We start from the raw sequence: 18,089 nt of genomic DNA, 5'->3' as shown, positions 1-18,089 counted from the left end.
GTTATCAATAAATCCGATGGCGATAGCGAAGGCATCGCCCGGACTACCCGTCAACACTACGACGGCGCCATGGGCTTACTGAAGCACTCAGGCTTTTGGAAACCGCGGGTGCTCACCTGCTCGGCATTGCATAACCAGTCGATCGACACCGTTTGGGAAACGATTTGCGAGTATCGCGATGCCGCCATCGAGCGGGGCGCACTTGAATCGAAACGGGCCTCACAGAATCTCAGTTGGATGCGTCAATTGGTCAACGAGCTACTCTTGCGCAGTCTGCGCACCCATCCAGGTGTTCGTGAGGCCTTGCCGGCTATCGAAAAGCGCGTTCAAAATGCGGAAGTCACGCCGCTTGCCGCTGCCCTGGAAGTGATTGAGCGCGCCCGCAGCTGACGGTGCGCTTTCTTCCTCTGGATAAGTTGATCAATCTTCACGATGGCTATCGTCGCGCCTTCAAAATTGACCAGCTTGAGATTCTGCTGTTACAGGAAGCGGGCAAGGTGTGGGCGGTGTCCAGCCGTTGTCCCCACCAGGAGCAGTCTTTGATTGACGCGGAAATCATCGATGAACAGCTACTCTGTCCGCGGCACCATTTTGCATTTGAGCTCGCCAATGACGGCGTTCAGGTCGATGGCTTGTGCGCGTCGCTAAAGGTTTTTGCCACCGCCTATGAGGGCAACGAAATCGGTATCCTGCTGCCATAGCAGAGGATCAGGCACGGTCCAATTCGCGATACCGGTTTTCGGCTTCGGCCACATTACCCGCGCTTAGCCAACTACCCAGCACAATAGCGAAGCTCGCGAAGATAAAGCCGGGGATCAACTCGTAAGCTTCGAAAATTCCTCCGTCAATCTGGCTCCAGATAATAACGGTTAACCCCCCGGTGACAACGCCGGCCAGGGCGCCTGTCCCCGTCATACGAGCCCAATAGAGACTGAGTAAGATTGTGGGACCCAGAGCAGCGCCTAGCCCGGCCCAGGCGTAGGACACAACGTCCAGCACCTTACTGTCGCTGTCCATGGCGATGAGTGTGCTGGCGACGGCAACCCCGCCTACCGCCCAACGCCCGATACGCAGGCGAAGCGTGGCGTCGATGGCGCGCTTGCGCAACAGTGGATAAATATCCTCGGCTAAGGCGGACGAGCAGACCAGCAGCTGTGAATCCACGGTGCTCATGATGGCGGCGAGGATGGCAGCGAGCAAAACACCGGCGACGAAGGGGTTGAAAAGGGTACCAACGAGGAGAATAAATACCTTCTCGGCATCGGCCAGAGCCGTATCGAAGACGGCAATACCCGCCATCCCCACTACTATCGCGGCAATATAGACCACGATGGCCCAGATAATACCTATGGCCGCCGCGGATTTTACCGCGTGGGCCGACTCGATCGCTTTGAAGCGCGACAGGATATGGGGCTGGCCAAAATAGCCGAGACCCCAGCCCAGCAGGCTGATAATGGCAATGGCACCGAGTGGCTCCCCGTTCTTGTCGTGCCAGGCTTCGAGTAGCCAGGGGTTCTCTATTTCAATGGCCGCGATACTCGCGTCGAGGCCATCGGCGACCTGTATTGCCATAACAGGTACAACGAGCAGGGCTATTGTCAGTAACAGGCCCTGAAAAACGTCGGTCCATGAGACCGCAAGAAAACCACCGAACAGGGTATAAACGATGATAATGACGGCGCCTAGAATCACCGCGATGTGGTAGTCGACCCCGAACACCGCGACAAAAAGCTTACCGCCGCCAATGAGGCCTGAGCTGACATAAAACAGGAAAAACAGCAGGATAAATAGCGATGAGACGATTCTCAGCCCACCCCCGGAGTCGCAAAAGCGGCGCTGCAAGTAAGTGGGCAATGTGACCGCGTCTTCCAGCGCGTGACTGAAAATCCTCAATTTTCGGGCCGTGAGTAACCAGTTCATAGCAACGCCGAGGCAAAGGCCGAGAGCAAGCCATCCCGCCTCGAGGCCGGACAGATAGGCATAGCCCGGCAATCCCAGTAACACCCAGCCGCTGGTGTCAGATGCACCGGCACTCAAGGCGGCCACGGCGGGGGACAGGTTGCGCCCCCCGAGGTAGTAATCCGCGGCGGTGCGGGTTCGCATCCAGGCGACGACAGCGATGGCAAAAATAATCGCGAGGTAAAACAGAAACGTCGCGGCAATAGCCGCATCGAACGCTACCATTCGTACGACCCCGGCACACTTTTTTCTACCCTAGGAGACGCTGGGGCCAAGACAAAGCGCGACGGAAAACTGCGCATTGAGTAATGAAGCGGTATGCTTGACGTCATGATCAGCTCCCAAATTGAACGCCAACTGTACACCGCCGATCAGGTCCGTGCATTGGATGCCCGTGCCATCAACCAAGCCGATGTACCGGGCTCGGTTTTGATGGAACGCGCGGGGGCGGCGGCTTTCAGGCACCTTGGTGACGAATGGCCAAATGCCCGAGTGATCCATGTTATTTGTGGTACCGGCAATAACGGCGGCGATGGCTGGGTTATCGCGCGCCTCGCCGCGGATTCCGGGTTGCAAGTCAGCCTCACCCTCATCGGCGATGAAGGGCGCATTGGCGGTGATGCCAAAACGGCCTACCTGCGTTTTATAGAAGCCTACCCACAGATCGCCATCCGTACTGAACTGAGACTGCCGCCCGATCCTGAAGCCGGCCCTGCAGCGGCGCCCACTAGCGATCAAGTGGTGGTCGATGCATTACTGGGCACCGGCTACCGGGGCGCACTTCGCGAAGCACATCGCTCAGTGATAGCGCGCATCAATGATGCGGGCCTCCCGGTCCTCGCCATCGACTGCCCCTCCGGGCTAGATGCGTCGACCGGCTCGATACCGGAAGTGGCAGTAAAGGCGTGTTTGACGGTGACATTCATCGGGGCAAAGTTCGGTCTTTATACCGGTGACGGTGTCGATGTGGTCGGAGAGATTCGCGAGGAGTCTTTGCAAGTCCCGGCCTGGGTGTTCGACGATCCAAGCCCTGTGGCAGCCCTCATGAGTCTGGAGCATCAACGGGCTTCATTGCCTAAGCTCCCCCGATCGGCTCACAAAGGTCGCCGTGGTCATGTACTGGTCGTCGGTGGTGATTATGGGTTCGGAGGCGCTGCGATCATGGCCGCTGAAGCGGCGCTGCGAAGCGGCGCGGGTCTGGTCAGCCTGGCCACCAGAACCGAACACCTGAGCGCTATGATGGCGCGGCAGCCCGAGGTGATGGTAACTGGCGTCGGAGGCGCTGCTGATTTGCGACCATTACTGGCGCGGGCGTCGGTTGTCGCGATCGGTCCAGGATTGGGCCAGTCCGAGTGGGGACAGTCGCTATTGGGTGCCGTACTCGATGCTCGATGTCCCCTCGTAGTCGATGCCGACGGGCTTAACTTGCTCGCGAATTCGGGTAGTGAACTGCCCGCGGGATCGGTAATGACCCCGCACCCGGGCGAGGCGGCACGGTTGCTCGGAGTCGGTAACGCCAGGATCGCAGAGGATCGTTTAGCCACTACCCGTGCGCTACAGACGCAGTATCAGGCCACGATCGTGCTCAAGGGAGCCGGTTCGATTGTCATCGATCAGGATGAACGCTTTGCCCCGGGGGTGTGTCCTTATGGCAATCCGGGCATGGGTAGTGGCGGCATGGGTGATGTGCTTACGGGGGTGATCGCAGCCTTGATGGCTCGAGGTTTATCGGCAGGCAACGCCGCGCGGCTGGGGGTGTGTGCCCATGCCCGCGCGGCGGACTGGATCGCCCGTGAAGTCGCGCATGTGGGCTACGTGGCGACCGATTTAATGGCTCCGATCCAGCGCCTGCTGGCGGGCAGGCTGGACTAGAGTCGCCGCAGTTCCGGGGAGGGTGCCGATGCGGTCCACAATCGATCGAAGCGTTCTGCCTGAGATCGTGCTGCTGCGGCGCCATCAAGCGTGCGGAACGCCGTGTCTTCGGCACCGCTATACATCCCGGCCTGTCGATCGACCACAATCACGGTGTCCTGCGGCCATTCAGGGTGGCGCTCCAGCTCGTGCAGATTGACCGTGCTGGGTACGCGAAGAGCCAGAGCCAAAAGCCGGTGCCCCATCTCTTTTAACGGTCTAACCCGAGTCACCAGGAGACGTATGCGGGTTTGCCGGCCGCGTCGCACGAGTTCGGTGAGACAGCTTATGACGACCTCGTCGTTGAGCAGGGTGGGGGCGAGGTCAGGGCTCAGCACATCGACATGCCGCGTCGCGTTTTCCAGCAGCGCAATCAGCGCCTGACGTGAATCAGTAGGCTCAGTCATGGCCTGTCCTCAAGGTCGCAAAGTACGCCTGCCGCCCACAACCACTCCAAAAGCGCTCGAGTGTCGATAGGCGCGGTCGACGTCATAATGCTGCCCCCTGCACAAAGCGGGGTCAAGACATCGAGAGCCTGTCGCGACGCAGGGAAGCGCTCCCCGTTGGCAAACACGGCGATGCCTTCTGGAGTTTCCATCCAGTTAATCCGTGAGCCGAGGTCCATCGCGATATGCGGGGGTACGGCGCCTTCTGGGGACTCACCAATGAACGGTTCGGTCTCTGTCAGCAACTCGCCGAGCCACACGCCATCGTCAAGGGCGCTCAGGGCAGATAAAACGGCGCTGCGAATGTTGTCGCGCTGCTGTGTGGTGATCTCTCCGGGTCGTCCGCGCTCACTGACCAGACTGTTTCGGTCCTCGAGCAGGAGATCAGGCATTAATTGCTCGAGCGCACTATCGGTAAGGCGCGCCGTCAGGGCTGCAATCGACGGCGCACGAAATCCCAGTGAAAAGGTCGTACAGGGGCCGCGGGCAATGCCCCAATGAGCGATTCCCGGCGGTATATACAGCGCATCGCCGGTCTGCAGCAGATGGGTCTCACGATGCTCGAAATCGTCGAGTAGCAGTAGTTCATCGTAATTGTGGGTCGCTGTGGTGTGATCGCAGCGCTGCCCGATTCGCCATTCGCGCTCACCCTCGCCCTGAAGAAGAAATACATCGTAGCGATCAAAATGAGGCCCCACGCTGCCGCCCTCACTGGCATAGCTGATCATCACGTCATCAAAGCGCCAGGAGGGCAGGAAGTCGACAGCGCGCTGTAAGGCCGCCACTTCGGGTAGTAAACGATCTACCCCCTGAACCAATAGACTCCATTGGTCATCACGATCAAAGTCGGCTTCGGAAAAAGGGCCGTGTTGCACTTCCCAATGACCCCGATCACAGCTGACGATCCGGCTTTGAACATCGGGCTCAAGAGCGAGCCCCGCAAGATGGTCGGCATCGATTGGCGGCGTAAAGTCAGGAACGGCCTGTCGAATAACCAGGGGGTGCTTTTGCCAGTAGTGCTTTAGAAAGCGCTCCGTATCAAGACTGATGGTCACGACACGACTCGCTCATGACCTGATCGCTTTTGCCTGCGCTGTGGCGTTGCCAATATAGTTACCCGGTGTCAGGGCCAGCAGGCTCGATTTGGCGTCCTGTGGGATATCCAGGGTTTCGATAAACTCAGCCAGCGTGTCACGGTTGATGGTCTTGCCCCGAGTCAGGGCTTTCAGCTTTTCGTAGGGTTCGGGTACGCCATAGCGCCGCATCACCGTCTGAATCGGTTCCGCCAGTACTTCCCAGGCGTTATCCAGGTCAGAGGCGAGTCGTGCGGCATTGACCTCCAGTTTGCCAATGCCCTTGCTCGCGGATAGATAGGCAAGCAGGCTGTAGCCCAATCCAACGCCCATATTGCGCAGCACGGTGCTGTCGGTAAGATCGCGCTGCCAGCGACTGATCGGCAGCTTCTCTCCCAAATGTTGCAGCACCGCATTGGCCAGGCCCAGGTTGCCCTCCGAATTTTCAAAATCGATGGGATTGACTTTATGGGGCATCGTCGAGGAACCCACCTCGCCGGCAATCGTTTTCTGTTTGAAGTACCCCAGCGATATATAACCCCAAACATCCCGGTTGAAATCAATCAAAATGGTATTGAATCGGGAAACGGCGTCGAACAGCTCGGCGACATAGTCGTGGGGTTCGATCTGGGTAGTGTAGGGGTTCCATTCCAGCCCCAGCGAGGTCACCAGCGTATTTGCCAGCTCGGGCCAGTCAATATCAGGGTAGGTCGCAAAATGCGCATTGTAATTGCCCACAGCGCCATTGATCTTTCCCATGGGTTGCACGGCGAGCACGGCGCGGTGCTGTCGTTTCAGTCGAGCCGCCACGTTGGCCATTTCTTTGCCCAGTGTCGTCGGACTGGCCGTTTGCCCGTGGGTCCTCGACAGCATGGGTAGAGCCGCGTGAGTAACCGCGAGGTCCTCTATGGCCGTGATGATGGCGGTCATGGCGGGGTCAAGCAGCGCCACTCCGTCTCGTAGCATCAGTCCATGGGAAAGATTGTTAATGTCTTCCGATGTGCAGGCAAAATGCAGGAACTCGCTGATAGCGGCCAATTCGGGTTGGTGGGCCACGGCGTGCTTGAGAAAATATTCAACGGCTTTGACGTCGTGATTGGTTGTGGCTTCGATGGCCTTGACGGCCTCGGCGTCCGCCACACTGAAATCAGTGACCAGCTGCTCCAGCATTTTCTGCGCGGCATCACTCAGGGCAGGGACCTCGGCGATGTCAGGGTGCCCGGCAAGACACTCCAGCCATCGAACCTCTACTTCAACCCGACGTTTGATCAGACCGTACTCACTAAAAACATCTCGTAGGGTTGCCAGCTTGTCACCGTAGCGGCCATCGATCGGTGAAATAGCAGTCAGTGCCGTCAGTTCCATATGATTTCCTTTACGTGAAGTGAGCCGTAGTGCGTAACGCCTCGAGTCATCGGCTTAATCAAGGCCCATATCCCGTGACAGTTGATGGGCCGTATCGCGGAGCTGGCCGCGTTGCAGGGCGAGCTTCCAGCGGCGGCCACCCAGTTGCCGCCACAGATAGGCGGAGCGGACACCGGCAAGCAGCAATGCTCTGATGATGTCCGCATTGGCCTCATTCTGTAGGTGCTGCGCGCTCCCCGTGACTTTGATCCGAAACGAAAGCGTGCTCAGAGTATCTTGATAAACCGCTGATATATTATGACATATACCATTGATATCATTGGAGAAATGATTGGCCTTGTATTGGGCGTGCTGGAGACGTGTATGGATGATCTGCTGCATTTCTGGGCGCTTCTCAAACTGTCTGGAGAGATGCAGGATGGCGAACAGATAGCGCATGGTGGTAACGGTTTGATGGCTATTGTCCGTTCCAAGGCCAGCACTGAGCGTCTGCAACCCCAGTTTCACCCCTTGCAGGTTGCCGTATACCGCAGCGACGGATGGGGTGTCGAAACTGAATAGCGAATGGATTGATGCTTCGAGAAACGCAGTGGGGTAGCTGCCACTGCGCGAGCACTGGTCGACGATACGCGCGGCCTGGGCCACACCGGCGAGCGCTATGGTCTGATCTTCCAGAGGGGTATGGGCCACTACAGCGAGTCCTCGATAACGCCACCGCCAAGGCAGCATTCGCCATCATAAAAAACGACGGATTGTCCGGGTGTTACCGCGCGCTGCGGTGTATCGAAAACAACCTCGAAGCCGCCGTCGATGGCGACCAGGTGGCAATCCTGATCGGGCTGCCGATAGCGTATTTTTGCCGACAGCTGCACCGAGGGAGCCGGGGGCTCCCCGGAGATCCAGAAAATGTCTCCGGTAAGCAAGCGCGAGGAAAACAGCGCGGGGTGATCATTCCCCTGGGCGACCAGCAGTACATTTCGGTCGAGATCCTTACCGACGACGTACCACGGCGCCTCATCGTGGTCGGCCAATCCGCCTATGCCCAACCCCTGCCGCTGACCTATGGTGTGATACATGAGACCGATATGCTGGCCAATGGTTCGTCCATCGAGATCCTCGATATTCCCGGGTTGTGCGGGTAGATATTGGCGGAGGAAATCTTTGAATCGACGCTCACCGATAAAGCAGATGCCGGTGGAATCCTTTTTTTTCGCGGTGACAAGCTGGTTTTCCTCCGCGAGTTGGCGAACACGGGGCTTATCAATTTCGCCGACAGGAAACAGGGTGCGACCCAATTCAACGTTACCCACCTGATGCAAAAAGTAACTTTGGTCCTTGTTGGTATCCAGCCCCTTGAGTAGTGTGGCTTTCGATTCGAAATGGCCCCGGCGAACATAATGCCCGGTGGCAATGCAGTCGGCGCCGAGCAGGGTTGCATAATCGATGAAGGCGCGGAACTTTATCTCGCGGTTACACAAGATATCGGGATTGGGTGTGCGACCGGCGCGATACTCGCTGAGAAAGTGCTCGAAGACATTATCCCAGTATTCTGCGGCGAAGTTGGCCTCGTGAAGTGGAATGCCCAACCGGTCAGCAACTGAGCTGGCATCGGCGAGATCCTCTTTTGCCGTGCAGTACTCAGTCCCGTCATCCTCTTCCCAGTTTTTCATGAACAGCCCCTCCACGCGATACCCTGCATCACGCAGCAGCAGTGCCGACACCGACGAGTCAACACCTCCGGACATTCCGACGATGACTTTGGTATTTGCGTTCAGACTCATAAATCAACTACTAAGGATAATGGGGCCCATTGCCCTTTGATGAACTGTTCAATGGCTTTGTACACCAACGGACTGCGCAGTTGCTGACTCCGGTGGCGAATTTCATCGAGGCTAAACCAATGGACGGCGATGATACTCGGATCGAGGGCTTTTGTCGGGTCATGAGTTAACGCCGTGGCAACAAAGGTGTGCCGCAAGTACGTGACGCCATTTCCCCCGGTATACAGGGCGACGCCCAGATAATTCGACACGTGGCAGTGCCAGCGTGTTTCTTCGAGGACCTCGCGCTCAACGGCGGCGATCAGCCCCTCGCCCGGCTCGAGGTGACCGGCGGGTTGGTTGAACACGGTCGCACCGGTGCTGGGGTCAGACTCCTCTACGAGAAGAAATCGATCACCATCGGCGATGACGGCGGCGACGGTAGCGTTGGGTCGCCATCGGGGTGAATCCTGGGCAATAGTTGCGATCATAAAGTCAGCCGCCGATGCTCTCCGGGGCGAAGGGTGTCCAGTTGCCAGGGGCCGATAGCACGACGAACCAGCCGCAGGGTGGGGAATCCAACTGCCGCAGTCATCCGCCGGATCTGACGATTACGGCCCTCGCGCAGGGACATTTCTATCCAACTGTCTGGAACGTTTCGCCGATAACGCACTGGGGGATCCCGAGACCACAACGCAGGCTCACTGATTGCCGTGGCCTTACACGGTTGTGTGGGGCCATCCTTGAGTTCCACCCCCTTCATTAACTGTCCCAATATTTCATTATTCACGGCTCCCTCGATCTGAACCCAGTAGGTTTTCCACTGCTTGTGGCGCGGGTTGGCAATGCGTTGCTGCAATACCCCGTCATTGGTGAGCAGCAAAAGCCCCTCGGAGTCGTAATCGAGCCGACCGGCGACGCGAAAACCCGGCGCACTGAGATAGTCTGCGAGTGTTTTTCTGGGACCACGGCTGGTTTGCTCTCGATCCGTAAACTGACTCAGTACACGAAAGGGCTTATTGATCAGAATGATCTCAGACACGGGTCATCACCGTCACGTTTAATGGTAAACTTGGCGCCGTTTTGCGGTTCAAGCGGGGTTTCGACGCAGCGTAGAATGCTTCCCCCGTTTGCCGAGCCCGGATCTGTCGGTCGATCCGAGCCTACCTATTCTATCGGACTCCAAAAAAAGGAAAGACCCATGGCTTACAAGCACATTAAGGTACCGGAAACGGGCGAGACCATCACGGTTAATGCTGACCACAGCCTCACTGTACCTGATAATCCCATTATCCCGTTTATTGAAGGCGATGGTATCGGCGTCGACATCAGTCCCGTGATGATAGATGTGGTTGACGCTGCTGTTGACAAAGCCTACGGCGGCGACAAGAAAATCTCCTGGATGGAGATTTATACCGGCGAAAAAGCGGCCGAGCTCTACGACGGTGACTGGTTTCCCGAAGAAACTCTCGATGCCATCAAAACCTATTCGGTGGCTATCAAGGGCCCGTTGACCACGCCGGTAGGCGGCGGCTTCCGCTCGCTCAATGTGGCTTTGCGCCAGGAACTTGATCTTTACACCTGTCAGCGCCCCGTGCGCTGGTTTGAGGGGGTTCCGTCGCCGGTGAAGAACCCCGGAGACTGTGACATGGTCATTTTCCGCGAGAACTCCGAGGATATTTATGCCGGTATCGAATACCAGGCGGATTCTCCAGAAGCCAAAAAAGTCGTCGATTTCCTGCGCAACGAAATGGGTGCTACCAAAATTCGATTCCCGGAGAATGTGGGTATTGGGATCAAGCCGGTATCGGAAGAGGGCACCAAGCGCCTGGTTCGCAAGGCTATCCAATACGCCATCGACCAGGATCTGCCTTCGGTTACACTGGTGCACAAAGGCAACATCATGAAGTTTACCGAGGGCGCCTTCCGCGATTGGGGTTATGAGCTGGCGCAGGAAGAGTTCGGTGGCACGCTTCTCGATGGCGGCCCCTGGGTAACGATGAAAAATCCGCGTACGGGTAGCGACATTGTCATCAAGGATGTCATCGCCGATGCCATGCTGCAGCAGATTCTGACTCGCCCGCGAGATTACAGCGTAGTTGCCACGCTAAACCTCAACGGTGACTACCTCTCCGATGCCCTCGCGGCGCAGGTAGGGGGTATTGGCATTGCTCCCGGCGCCAACCTGTCTGACACCATAGGGGTTTTTGAAGCCACCCACGGCACGGCACCGAAATACGCCGGGCAGGACAAGGTCAACCCGGGTTCGCTGATTCTCTCTGCGGAAATGATGCTTCGCCACCTCGGGTGGAATGAAGCCGCCGACCTGATCATTAAAGGGATGAACGGTGCCATTCAGGACAAGACCGTAACCTATGATTTTGAGCGCCTGATGGATGATGCGAAGCTGCTGAGCTGCTCTGAGTTTGGCAAGGCGATTGTCGCGAAGATGTAAGACACCGCCGCAAGACCAGAAAAAGCCCGCGCTTTGTCGCGGGCTTTTTTTTGGTTTATCGCGAATTTCAGGGATTGTTACTCTCCCCGCAGTTGGAGTGCATCGTCCCCGAGCGGATGCGCCTCGACAGTGAAAAACCTTATATTTTACCTCAGTAATCCTCTGCAAGTATATGAAATAAAGTAAATTATTGGTCAGAAAATCTTGCCGGGGTTGAGAATCCCGGTGGGGTCGAGGGCGAGCTTCAAGCCCCGCATCAAATCGATTTCTTCCCGTGATCTCGATATCGACAGATAGTTTTTCTTTTCGATACCAATGCCGTGCTCCGCGGATACAGAGCCTTTAAACGCGTGCAGCGGGTCGTAAACCAGGCCTTCGATCTGCGGTCGCAGGGAGTCAGCGTTGCCGGCAGGTACGCGAATGGCCAGGTGGAGGTTGCCGTCACCCAAATGCCCAAAAACGAATAGATCCGCCTCGGGTAGGGCATTCGCAAGCGCGACCTCCAGTTCGGTCGTGTATCGGTCCATCTCGCCGATGGGCAGTGCGATATCGAACAGGAGCGCGTCCCCTTTGACAAAGACCTGCTCCACATCATCCCGCAGGGCCCAAAATCCGGCGCAATCCTGCTCTGACTGACTCATTGCGGCGTCAACCACCAAGCCCGCCTCCAGTGCCGACTCCAGCGCCTGCTGGAGGCGTTCGCGATCGCTGTCAGGATTGGCGCCCTGGGATTCAAGGAGTACGTAGAAAGGAAAGTCCTGCCCGATGGGTGGGCGGCCCAGCGCCGGCGGGGTGGTGATGAGGCGGTAGAAGGATGGCCACATCGCCTCGAAGGCCGAGAGCGACCCCCCAAGCTGGCTATCCATATGCTTGAGCAAGCGGATTACGGCATCGAAATCGGGGATCGCCACCAATGCCATGTCTCGAGTCAGGGGCGCTTCGCGCAGTCGCAACGACAGTCGGGTAATGATTCCGAGTGTGCCCTCTGAGCCAATAAACCACTGTTTGATGTCGTAGCCCGCATTATTTTTGATCAGGCTGTTCAGCGCGTTTACCACTGTGCCGTCGGCAAGCACTACCTCGAGCCCGAGCACCGACTCCCGCATCATGCCGTAACGAATCACGCGGTTTCCGCCGGCGTTGGTCGCCGCATTCCCACCGAGTGTCGCGCTGCCGCGTGCGCCGAGGTCGAGGGGGAAGTGCAAGGCGTGGGGTTCGAGGGCGGTGTGCAGGGTTTCCAGCGGGACGCCGGCCTGCGCGACGGCAACCCGCTGACGGCTATCGATGCTCTCAATTTGGTTCATCCGCTCCAGAGAAAGAATAACCTGCTCCGGGCTGGCATCGGCACCATGAACCAGTCCGGTCCGTCCACCCTGAGGGACCACACTAATGCCCTGTTGATGGCAGTATTCCATAATCCGGGAAACTTCCCCGGTGCAGGTGGGGCGCGCCAGTGCCGCAGCCTCAAGGGCGTCAGAGCGCCATACGCCGGCCTGGCGTTCACTGAGTGCCGCGGCATCGAGGACACCGCGGTCGCCGATCAATCGTCGTAGGTCGGTTACCAAAGACACGGTCTTTTCTCCCTATTGCGGTCACATCCGCTGCGCATCAATTATACTGGGGCTATGGAAACTATCGATAACGCTGCGACCGCGAGGCTCTCGGACCCTCGCCCCAGGGCGACCGGAGACGACGCGGAGCGCGGCCCTGGTCGGGACGAAGGCGTGGCCATTGCGCCCGCCAAACCGAAGCTGAAAAGGCCGCCACTCTATCGTGTCATTCTGCTCAACGATGATTACACGCCTATGGAGTTTGTCGTCGAGGTGCTTGAGCGCTTCTTCAGTATGAATCGGGATAAGGCGACCCAGGTGATGCTCGCGGTTCACACCCAGGGCAAAGGCGTTTGCGGCATCTATCCCCGCGATATCGCGGAGACCAAGGCCGCACAAGTGAATCAGTGTGCCAAAGAACATCAACACCCGTTACTGTGTGAAGTAGAACCCGCCCAAGACGACGAGGAATAAGACCATGCTAAGCAAAGACCTGGAACAAACGCTGAACGAGACGTTCCGCAATGCCCGGGGTCGTCGCCATGAATTCATTACCGTGGAGCACCTGCTCCTGTCGCTGCTGGACGATACGGCGGCGATCGCGGTGTTGAAAGCCTGTAGTGTCGATCTGGAAGCGCTGCGGGGCGATCTGGTTGAGTTTATCGACGCCACCACGCCGCTGCTGCCCGACGATGACGAGGCGGTAGAAACCCAGCCCACACTCGGTTTCCAGCGGGTGCTGCAACGGGCCGTTTTTCACGTCCAGAGTTCGGGAAAAAACGAAGTAACCGGCGCCAATATTCTGGTGGCCATCTTTTCAGAACAGGAATCCCAGGCCGTTTTCTTCCTGAAATCCCAGGATGTCTCTCGACTGGATGTCGTGAATTACATCACCCACGGCATCGCTAAACCCGATGAAGAAGGCGAGGGTATCGAACGAACCGAGAGCGATACCAGTGAAGACGCGGGCGGTGCTGATGCCAGTCCCCTCGACACCTACGCTACCGATTTGAACGCGGAAGCGCGGGAGGGCAACATCGACCCGCTTATCGGGCGGCTCGAGGAAGTGGAGCGCGTTGCCCAGATTCTGGCGCGCCGGCGCAAAAATAACCCACTGCTGGTCGGCGAGTCGGGCGTTGGAAAGACCGCAATCGCTGAAGGCCTGGCGAAACTGATTGTTGATGGTGACGTTCCTGAAATACTCAAGGACGCGGTGGTGTACTCATTGGATCTCGGTGCGCTGTTGGCGGGTACCAAATACCGTGGCGATTTCGAGAAGCGGTTCAAGGGTCTGCTGGCAGACCTGAAAGAACGCGATCACTCGATCCTGTTTATCGATGAAATACACACGATTATCGGCGCCGGTGCGGCCTCGGGCGGTGTCATGGACGCGAGCAATCTACTCAAGCCGTTGCTCAGCTCGGGCAAGATGCGCTGTATCGGCTCGACGACTTTCGCTGAATACCGTGGAATTTTTGACAAAGACAAGGCGCTCAGTCGTCGTTTTCAGAAGGTCGATGTGCTTGAGCCTTCGGTCGACGACGCCTACAAGATTCTCAAGGGCCTGAAATCCCGATTTGAAGAGCACCACGGATTGCGTTACTCCGACCGTTCGCTGCGCACCGCTGTCGAAATGGCGTCGCGCTACATCACCGATCGTTTCCTGCCGGATAAGGCCATCGACGTCATTGACGAGGCGGGCGCCTACCAGCAACTTCAGGCCCCCTCGAAACGCAAGAAGGTTATTGGCCCCGGTGATATTGAAAGCATTATCGCCAAGATTGCCCGCATTCCCCCCAAAACCGTAACCTCCGACGACAAATCACTGTTGGAGAAGCTGGAACCCAATCTGCAAATGGTTGTTTTTGGTCAGAATAAAGCGATTTCGAGCCTTGTTGCTGCCATCAAGCTCGCGCGAGCGGGGTTGCGATCGGGCGATAAGCCCATAGGCTCCTTCCTGCTGGCCGGCCCTACCGGGGTGGGCAAGACCGAGGTGACCAAACAGCTGGCAATGCAGCTGGGACTTGAGTTATCCCGGTTTGATATGTCCGAATACATGGAGCGACACACGGTATCGCGGCTGATCGGTGCGCCTCCGGGCTATGTCGGTTACGATCAGGGCGGGCTGCTAACCGATGCGGTCACCAAGCATCCGCATTCGGTGGTGTTGCTCGATGAAATCGAAAAAGCCCACCCCGAAGTGTTTAACCTGCTACTGCAGGTGATGGACCACGGGACCCTGACCGACAACAATGGTCGCAAGGCGGATTTCCGCAATGTGATACTGGTGATGACGACCAACGCCGGTGCCGAGAATGTGAGCCGTCGCTCTATTGGCTTTACCGAGCAGGATCACAGTACCGATTCGCTCGAGGCGATTAATCGTACTTTCACCCCGGAATTCCGCAATCGACTCGACGCGATAGTGCCGTTTGAGCCGTTGGGAGAAGACGTTATCTTGACCGTGGTCGACAAGTTTCTCACCGAACTGCAGGGTCAGTTGGACGAGAAGGGTGTTGATCTTGAGGTGGACGAAGAAGCTCGCCTCTGGTTGGTAGAGAAGGGCTATGACCGAACCATGGGAGCAAGGCCCATGGCCCGTGTTATCCAGGAGCACATTAAGAAGCCGCTTGCCGACATGGTGCTGTTCGGAGAGCTCAGCAAGGGCGGTAGCGCCGTGGTGAGCATGAAGGATGACCGCAGTGACTTGTTGGTCTCGGTGCGGGCAGAGAAGCCCTCAGAGGTCAGCGTCTGATCAGCGCTCTCGGTAAGTAATACGGCCTTTGGTCAAATCATAGGGCGTGACTTCCACCCGTACTTTGTCACCCGTCAGGATTCTGATGTAGTGCTTGCGCATTTTTCCCGAGATATGTGCCGTAACCACGTGCCCGTTTTCCAGTTTGACCCGAAAAGTGGTATTCGGAAGGGTTTCTACAATCTCGCCTTCCATTTCAATTTGATCTTCTTTCGCCATGCGGCGCGTTTCCTTTACGATAAAAACAGGCGCGCACTTTAACCGAAAGCGGCGCACTGAGAAAGCGGCATTGTTGTGCTATCGGTCGCGTTACCGATTAAGCATCAGGTTCCGCACCGGTTCTGTGGTGTCCTGATCGGCTGCAGAGGCCTGCAGCCGGCGCCATTCACCACCTTTCAGAATTTCCAGGGCGTTGAATTTCGATTTGTAGCTCATCTTGGGCGACTCTTCGATCCAGAACCCCAGGTACACATAGGGCAGGGCTCGGCGTCGAGCCTCTTCGAGCTGATGCAGTACCGCAAATGTCCCCAGGCTTCTGCGCTCGTGGTCGGGATCGTAGAAGGTGTAAATGGCGGATAGTCCATCTTCCATGACATCGACGACGCTCACCCCGACCAACTGGTCTCCCAGCGAAAACCGGTAATACTCGGTGCACCCCAGCCCATTGTTGAGAAAGGATTCATATTGATCGCGGTCTGGCGGATACATATCACCATCGGCGTGACGCTGCTCGATGTAGCGGTGGTAGAGGGCATAGGTTTCGTCGTCGAAAATATGCTCTGATCGAGCGACCGTGATATCGTGATTCCGATTCAGAATACGCCTTTGGGATCGACTCAGCCGAAATTCAGCGATATCGATCCGTGACGGAACACAGGCGTTGCAGCGATCGCAATGGGGACGATAAACGTGATCGCCGCTGCGGCGAAACCCGAGCAGTGAAAGCTGGGTGTAAAGCCGCTGGTTTATCTTCTGCCGGGGATCGACAAAAAGCGTCGTAGCTTCGCGACCATCGAGATAACTGCAGTCGTGGGGGAAGGTGGTGTACACCTTGATTTCGCGCAATGACGCCGTCAAACCAAAACCTCTGTGTGTGCGGGCATCGTGACGCCCAACTGCATCTCAAGGGAACCCGAGCCCACCGCAGGGCTCAGTGCTTGCCTAGTATCGCTTGGTTTTATAGCGTCTTGAAGCAGTTTTTCAAAGCGTTTGCGCGGTATTTCACGGGCACCGAGGCCCAGCAGGTGTGGATTCGTCACCTGGCAGTCGATCAGTTTAAGCCCCGCTTTTTGTGCCAGCCATACCAGGCCGGCAAGCGCTATCTTGGAGGTGTCTGGCTGGGCAGAAAACATCGACTCACCGAAAAAAACATCGCCGATGCGCACCCCGTAGAGCCCACCGACCAGCTGGTCACCGCGCCAGGTTTCGATCGAATGGGCGCAGCCCAGGGCGTGAAGGTGGCAGTAAGCCGCTTTCATCTGGGGCGATATCCAGGTGTCCGGGCTGTCCGCCCGCGGTGCGGCGCAGCGCTCGACCACGTCTGCAAATGCAGAATCGCAGCGAACCGAGAACTGGTTTTTGCGCAGCGTCTTTCGCAGCGACCGGGAACAATGGAATTCATTGGGGAAGAGAACGGCGCGAGGGTCCGGCGTCCACCAGAGCACCGGTTGGTCCGCCTCAAACCATGGAAAAATACCACGACTGTAGGCGCTAACCAGTCTTGGCGCGGAGAGATCTCCGCCGACAGCCAATAACCCGTTGGGGTCCCGCAGTGCATTTTCCGAGGGAGGGAATGACGTACTGCCCTCGCTTATTGGTTACTCTCCTGGCTATCAAGAAATTTCTCAGCATCCAGGGCCGCCATGCAGCCGAAGCCAGCCGACGTAATCGCCTGGCGATAGATGTGATCTCCCACATCCCCGGCTGCGAACACACCGGGGACACTGGTAGTGGTCGCCTCACCATTGATTCCCGATTTGACGATGATATAACCGCCGGCCATATCGAGCTGCCCCTCAAACATGTCCGTATTGGGCTTGTGGCCGATGGCAATGAATACCCCCGCGAGATCGATGTCCGTCGTCTCGTCGGATTGGGTGGAGCGAAGTCGCATCCCTGTCACTCCGGTGGCGTCGCCGAGGACTTCATCAAGGGTCTGGTTCCAGTGAGGAACGATCTTGCCTTCGTCCACACGGGCAAAAATTCGGTCCTGTAATACTTTTTCGGCTCGCAGGCTGTCCCGTCGGTGAACCAGATGCACCTTGCTGGCGAGGTTACTGAGGTAGAGTGCTTCCTCAACGGCGGTGTTGCCACCACCGACGACGGCGACTTCCTTACCGCGATAGAAAAACCCATCGCAGGTTGCACAGGCACTCACCCCTTTACCCATAAACGTGGTTTCGCTGTCGAGGCCGAGATATTGCGCGGATGCTCCGGTGGCAATGATTAGCGCATCGCAGGTGTAATCACTCGAGCCACTGAGGCGAAACGGCCGCTTTGATAGATCGACACGCTCGATATGATCAAACACGACGCTCGCATCAAAACGCTCAACGTGCTCCTGCATTTGCTGCATCAGCTCTGGGCCCTGCAGTTCAGCGTGACCCCCGGGCCAGTTTTCGACTTCGGTGGTGGTGGTTAACTGTCCACCCTGCTGCATTCCTGTAATGACCACCGGGCTAAGGTTCGCCCGCGAGGCATAGACTGCCGCCGTGTAGCCCGCAGGGCCTGAACCCAGAATAATTAATCGATGGTGCTGAACATCGCTCATGATGACACTGGTGCCTCTGTGAACTGGCAAGGGAGCTGGCCTATT

The 18,089-nt window shown here is 57.4% G+C and carries 18 protein-coding genes and 1 pseudogene; 6 read left to right on the top strand and 13 right to left on the bottom strand.

Annotation, left to right across the window (positions count from 1 at the left end):
• Positions 1-390 (top strand): annotated as a pseudogene (locus NOR51B_RS15720) (methylmalonyl Co-A mutase-associated GTPase MeaB); the annotation flags it as partial.
• Between the two features lie 2 nt (positions 391-392).
• Positions 393-701, top strand: coding sequence for a Rieske (2Fe-2S) protein (locus NOR51B_RS12240; protein ID WP_009019279.1), 309 nt, complete (start codon positions 393-395; stop codon positions 699-701).
• 7 nt (positions 702-708) lie between these two features.
• Here the strand turns inward: NOR51B_RS12240 and putP are convergent, their stop codons facing one another.
• A complete protein-coding gene (gene putP / locus NOR51B_RS12235; protein WP_009020399.1) occupies positions 709-2,184 on the bottom strand; it encodes a sodium/proline symporter PutP in 1,476 nt (491 codons plus the stop codon).
• Positions 2,185-2,289: 105 nt separating this feature from the next.
• Here putP and NOR51B_RS12230 point away from each other — a divergent pair, with 105 nt between their 5' ends.
• A complete protein-coding gene (locus NOR51B_RS12230; protein WP_040482604.1) occupies positions 2,290-3,831 on the top strand; it encodes a bifunctional ADP-dependent NAD(P)H-hydrate dehydratase/NAD(P)H-hydrate epimerase in 1,542 nt (513 codons plus the stop codon).
• Here NOR51B_RS12230 and NOR51B_RS12225 read toward each other — a convergent pair.
• The 7 genes from NOR51B_RS12225 to NOR51B_RS12195 are packed head-to-tail and all read right to left on the bottom strand — an operon-like array spanning position 3,828 to position 9,556.
• On the bottom strand, positions 3,828-4,277 hold the full coding sequence (locus tag NOR51B_RS12225; RefSeq protein ID WP_009019334.1) for a DUF7931 domain-containing protein: 450 nt from the start codon (positions 4,275-4,277) through the stop codon (positions 3,828-3,830). The two genes, NOR51B_RS12230 and NOR51B_RS12225, sit on opposite strands and share 4 nt — an antisense overlap.
• Complete coding sequence (locus NOR51B_RS12220) at positions 4,274-5,371, bottom strand: cupin domain-containing protein (RefSeq protein ID WP_009019143.1); 1,098 nt, start codon at positions 5,369-5,371, stop codon at positions 4,274-4,276. The genes NOR51B_RS12225 and NOR51B_RS12220 overlap by 4 nt, the downstream gene beginning before the upstream one ends.
• Before the next feature lie 12 nt (positions 5,372-5,383).
• Positions 5,384-6,754, bottom strand: a complete 1,371-nt coding sequence (purB, locus tag NOR51B_RS12215) for an adenylosuccinate lyase (RefSeq protein WP_009019251.1) — start codon at positions 6,752-6,754, stop codon at positions 5,384-5,386.
• 54 nt (positions 6,755-6,808) lie between these two features.
• Complete coding sequence (hflD, locus tag NOR51B_RS12210) at positions 6,809-7,444, bottom strand: high frequency lysogenization protein HflD (protein ID WP_040482096.1); 636 nt, start codon at positions 7,442-7,444, stop codon at positions 6,809-6,811.
• Positions 7,444-8,535, bottom strand: a complete 1,092-nt coding sequence (mnmA, locus tag NOR51B_RS12205) for a tRNA 2-thiouridine(34) synthase MnmA (RefSeq protein WP_009020372.1) — start codon at positions 8,533-8,535, stop codon at positions 7,444-7,446. Before mnmA ends, hflD begins: the two co-directional genes overlap by 1 nt.
• Positions 8,532-9,005, bottom strand: coding sequence for an NUDIX hydrolase (locus tag NOR51B_RS12200; protein ID WP_009018876.1), 474 nt, complete (start codon positions 9,003-9,005; stop codon positions 8,532-8,534). The genes mnmA and NOR51B_RS12200 overlap by 4 nt, the downstream gene beginning before the upstream one ends.
• Positions 9,002-9,556 carry a pseudouridine synthase gene (locus NOR51B_RS12195; RefSeq protein ID WP_009020918.1) on the bottom strand — a complete coding sequence of 185 codons (555 nt, stop codon included), beginning with the start codon at positions 9,554-9,556 and terminating at the stop codon, positions 9,002-9,004. Before NOR51B_RS12195 ends, NOR51B_RS12200 begins: the two co-directional genes overlap by 4 nt.
• A 159-nt stretch (positions 9,557-9,715) precedes the next feature.
• On the opposite strand from NOR51B_RS12195, the gene icd reads away from it, so the two are divergent.
• Positions 9,716-10,969 (top strand): NADP-dependent isocitrate dehydrogenase, encoded by a 1,254-nt coding sequence (icd, locus tag NOR51B_RS12190; protein WP_009020712.1) that lies wholly within the window; start codon positions 9,716-9,718, stop codon positions 10,967-10,969.
• 194 nt (positions 10,970-11,163) lie between these two features.
• Here the strand turns inward: icd and NOR51B_RS12185 are convergent, their stop codons facing one another.
• Positions 11,164-12,540 (bottom strand): FAD-binding oxidoreductase, encoded by a 1,377-nt coding sequence (locus NOR51B_RS12185; RefSeq protein WP_009020057.1) that lies wholly within the window; start codon positions 12,538-12,540, stop codon positions 11,164-11,166.
• A 54-nt stretch (positions 12,541-12,594) separates the two neighbouring features.
• Here NOR51B_RS12185 and clpS point away from each other — a divergent pair, with 54 nt between their 5' ends.
• Together clpS and clpA are read left to right on the top strand one after the other, a co-directional pair.
• Positions 12,595-12,993, top strand: coding sequence for an ATP-dependent Clp protease adapter ClpS (clpS, locus tag NOR51B_RS12180; protein WP_009021153.1), 399 nt, complete (start codon positions 12,595-12,597; stop codon positions 12,991-12,993).
• A gap of 4 nt (positions 12,994-12,997) precedes the next feature.
• Positions 12,998-15,274, top strand: coding sequence for an ATP-dependent Clp protease ATP-binding subunit ClpA (clpA, locus tag NOR51B_RS12175; RefSeq protein WP_009019739.1), 2,277 nt, complete (start codon positions 12,998-13,000; stop codon positions 15,272-15,274).
• On the opposite strand, the gene infA is transcribed toward clpA, so the two are convergent.
• The 4 genes from infA to trxB form a co-directional block, all read right to left on the bottom strand.
• A complete protein-coding gene (gene infA, locus NOR51B_RS12170) occupies positions 15,275-15,493 on the bottom strand; it encodes a translation initiation factor IF-1 (protein ID WP_040482095.1) in 219 nt (72 codons plus the stop codon).
• 90 nt (positions 15,494-15,583) lie between these two features.
• Positions 15,584-16,351, bottom strand: a complete 768-nt coding sequence (locus tag NOR51B_RS12165) for an arginyltransferase (RefSeq protein WP_009020556.1) — start codon at positions 16,349-16,351, stop codon at positions 15,584-15,586.
• Complete coding sequence (gene aat / locus NOR51B_RS12160) at positions 16,348-17,025, bottom strand: leucyl/phenylalanyl-tRNA--protein transferase (protein WP_009021602.1); 678 nt, start codon at positions 17,023-17,025, stop codon at positions 16,348-16,350. The genes NOR51B_RS12165 and aat overlap by 4 nt, the downstream gene beginning before the upstream one ends.
• Before the next feature lie 59 nt (positions 17,026-17,084).
• Positions 17,085-18,044 carry a thioredoxin-disulfide reductase gene (gene trxB, locus NOR51B_RS12155; RefSeq protein WP_009020870.1) on the bottom strand — a complete coding sequence of 320 codons (960 nt, stop codon included), beginning with the start codon at positions 18,042-18,044 and terminating at the stop codon, positions 17,085-17,087.
• Positions 18,045-18,089: the final 45 nt, after the last annotated feature.

The sequence above is a fragment of the Luminiphilus syltensis NOR5-1B genome, from assembly GCF_000158175.1.
Taxonomy (GTDB): Bacteria; Pseudomonadota; Gammaproteobacteria; order Pseudomonadales; family Halieaceae; genus Luminiphilus; species Luminiphilus syltensis.
Note: the sequence above shows the minus strand (reverse complement) of the source record. Positions and strands in the feature narration are given on the sequence as shown.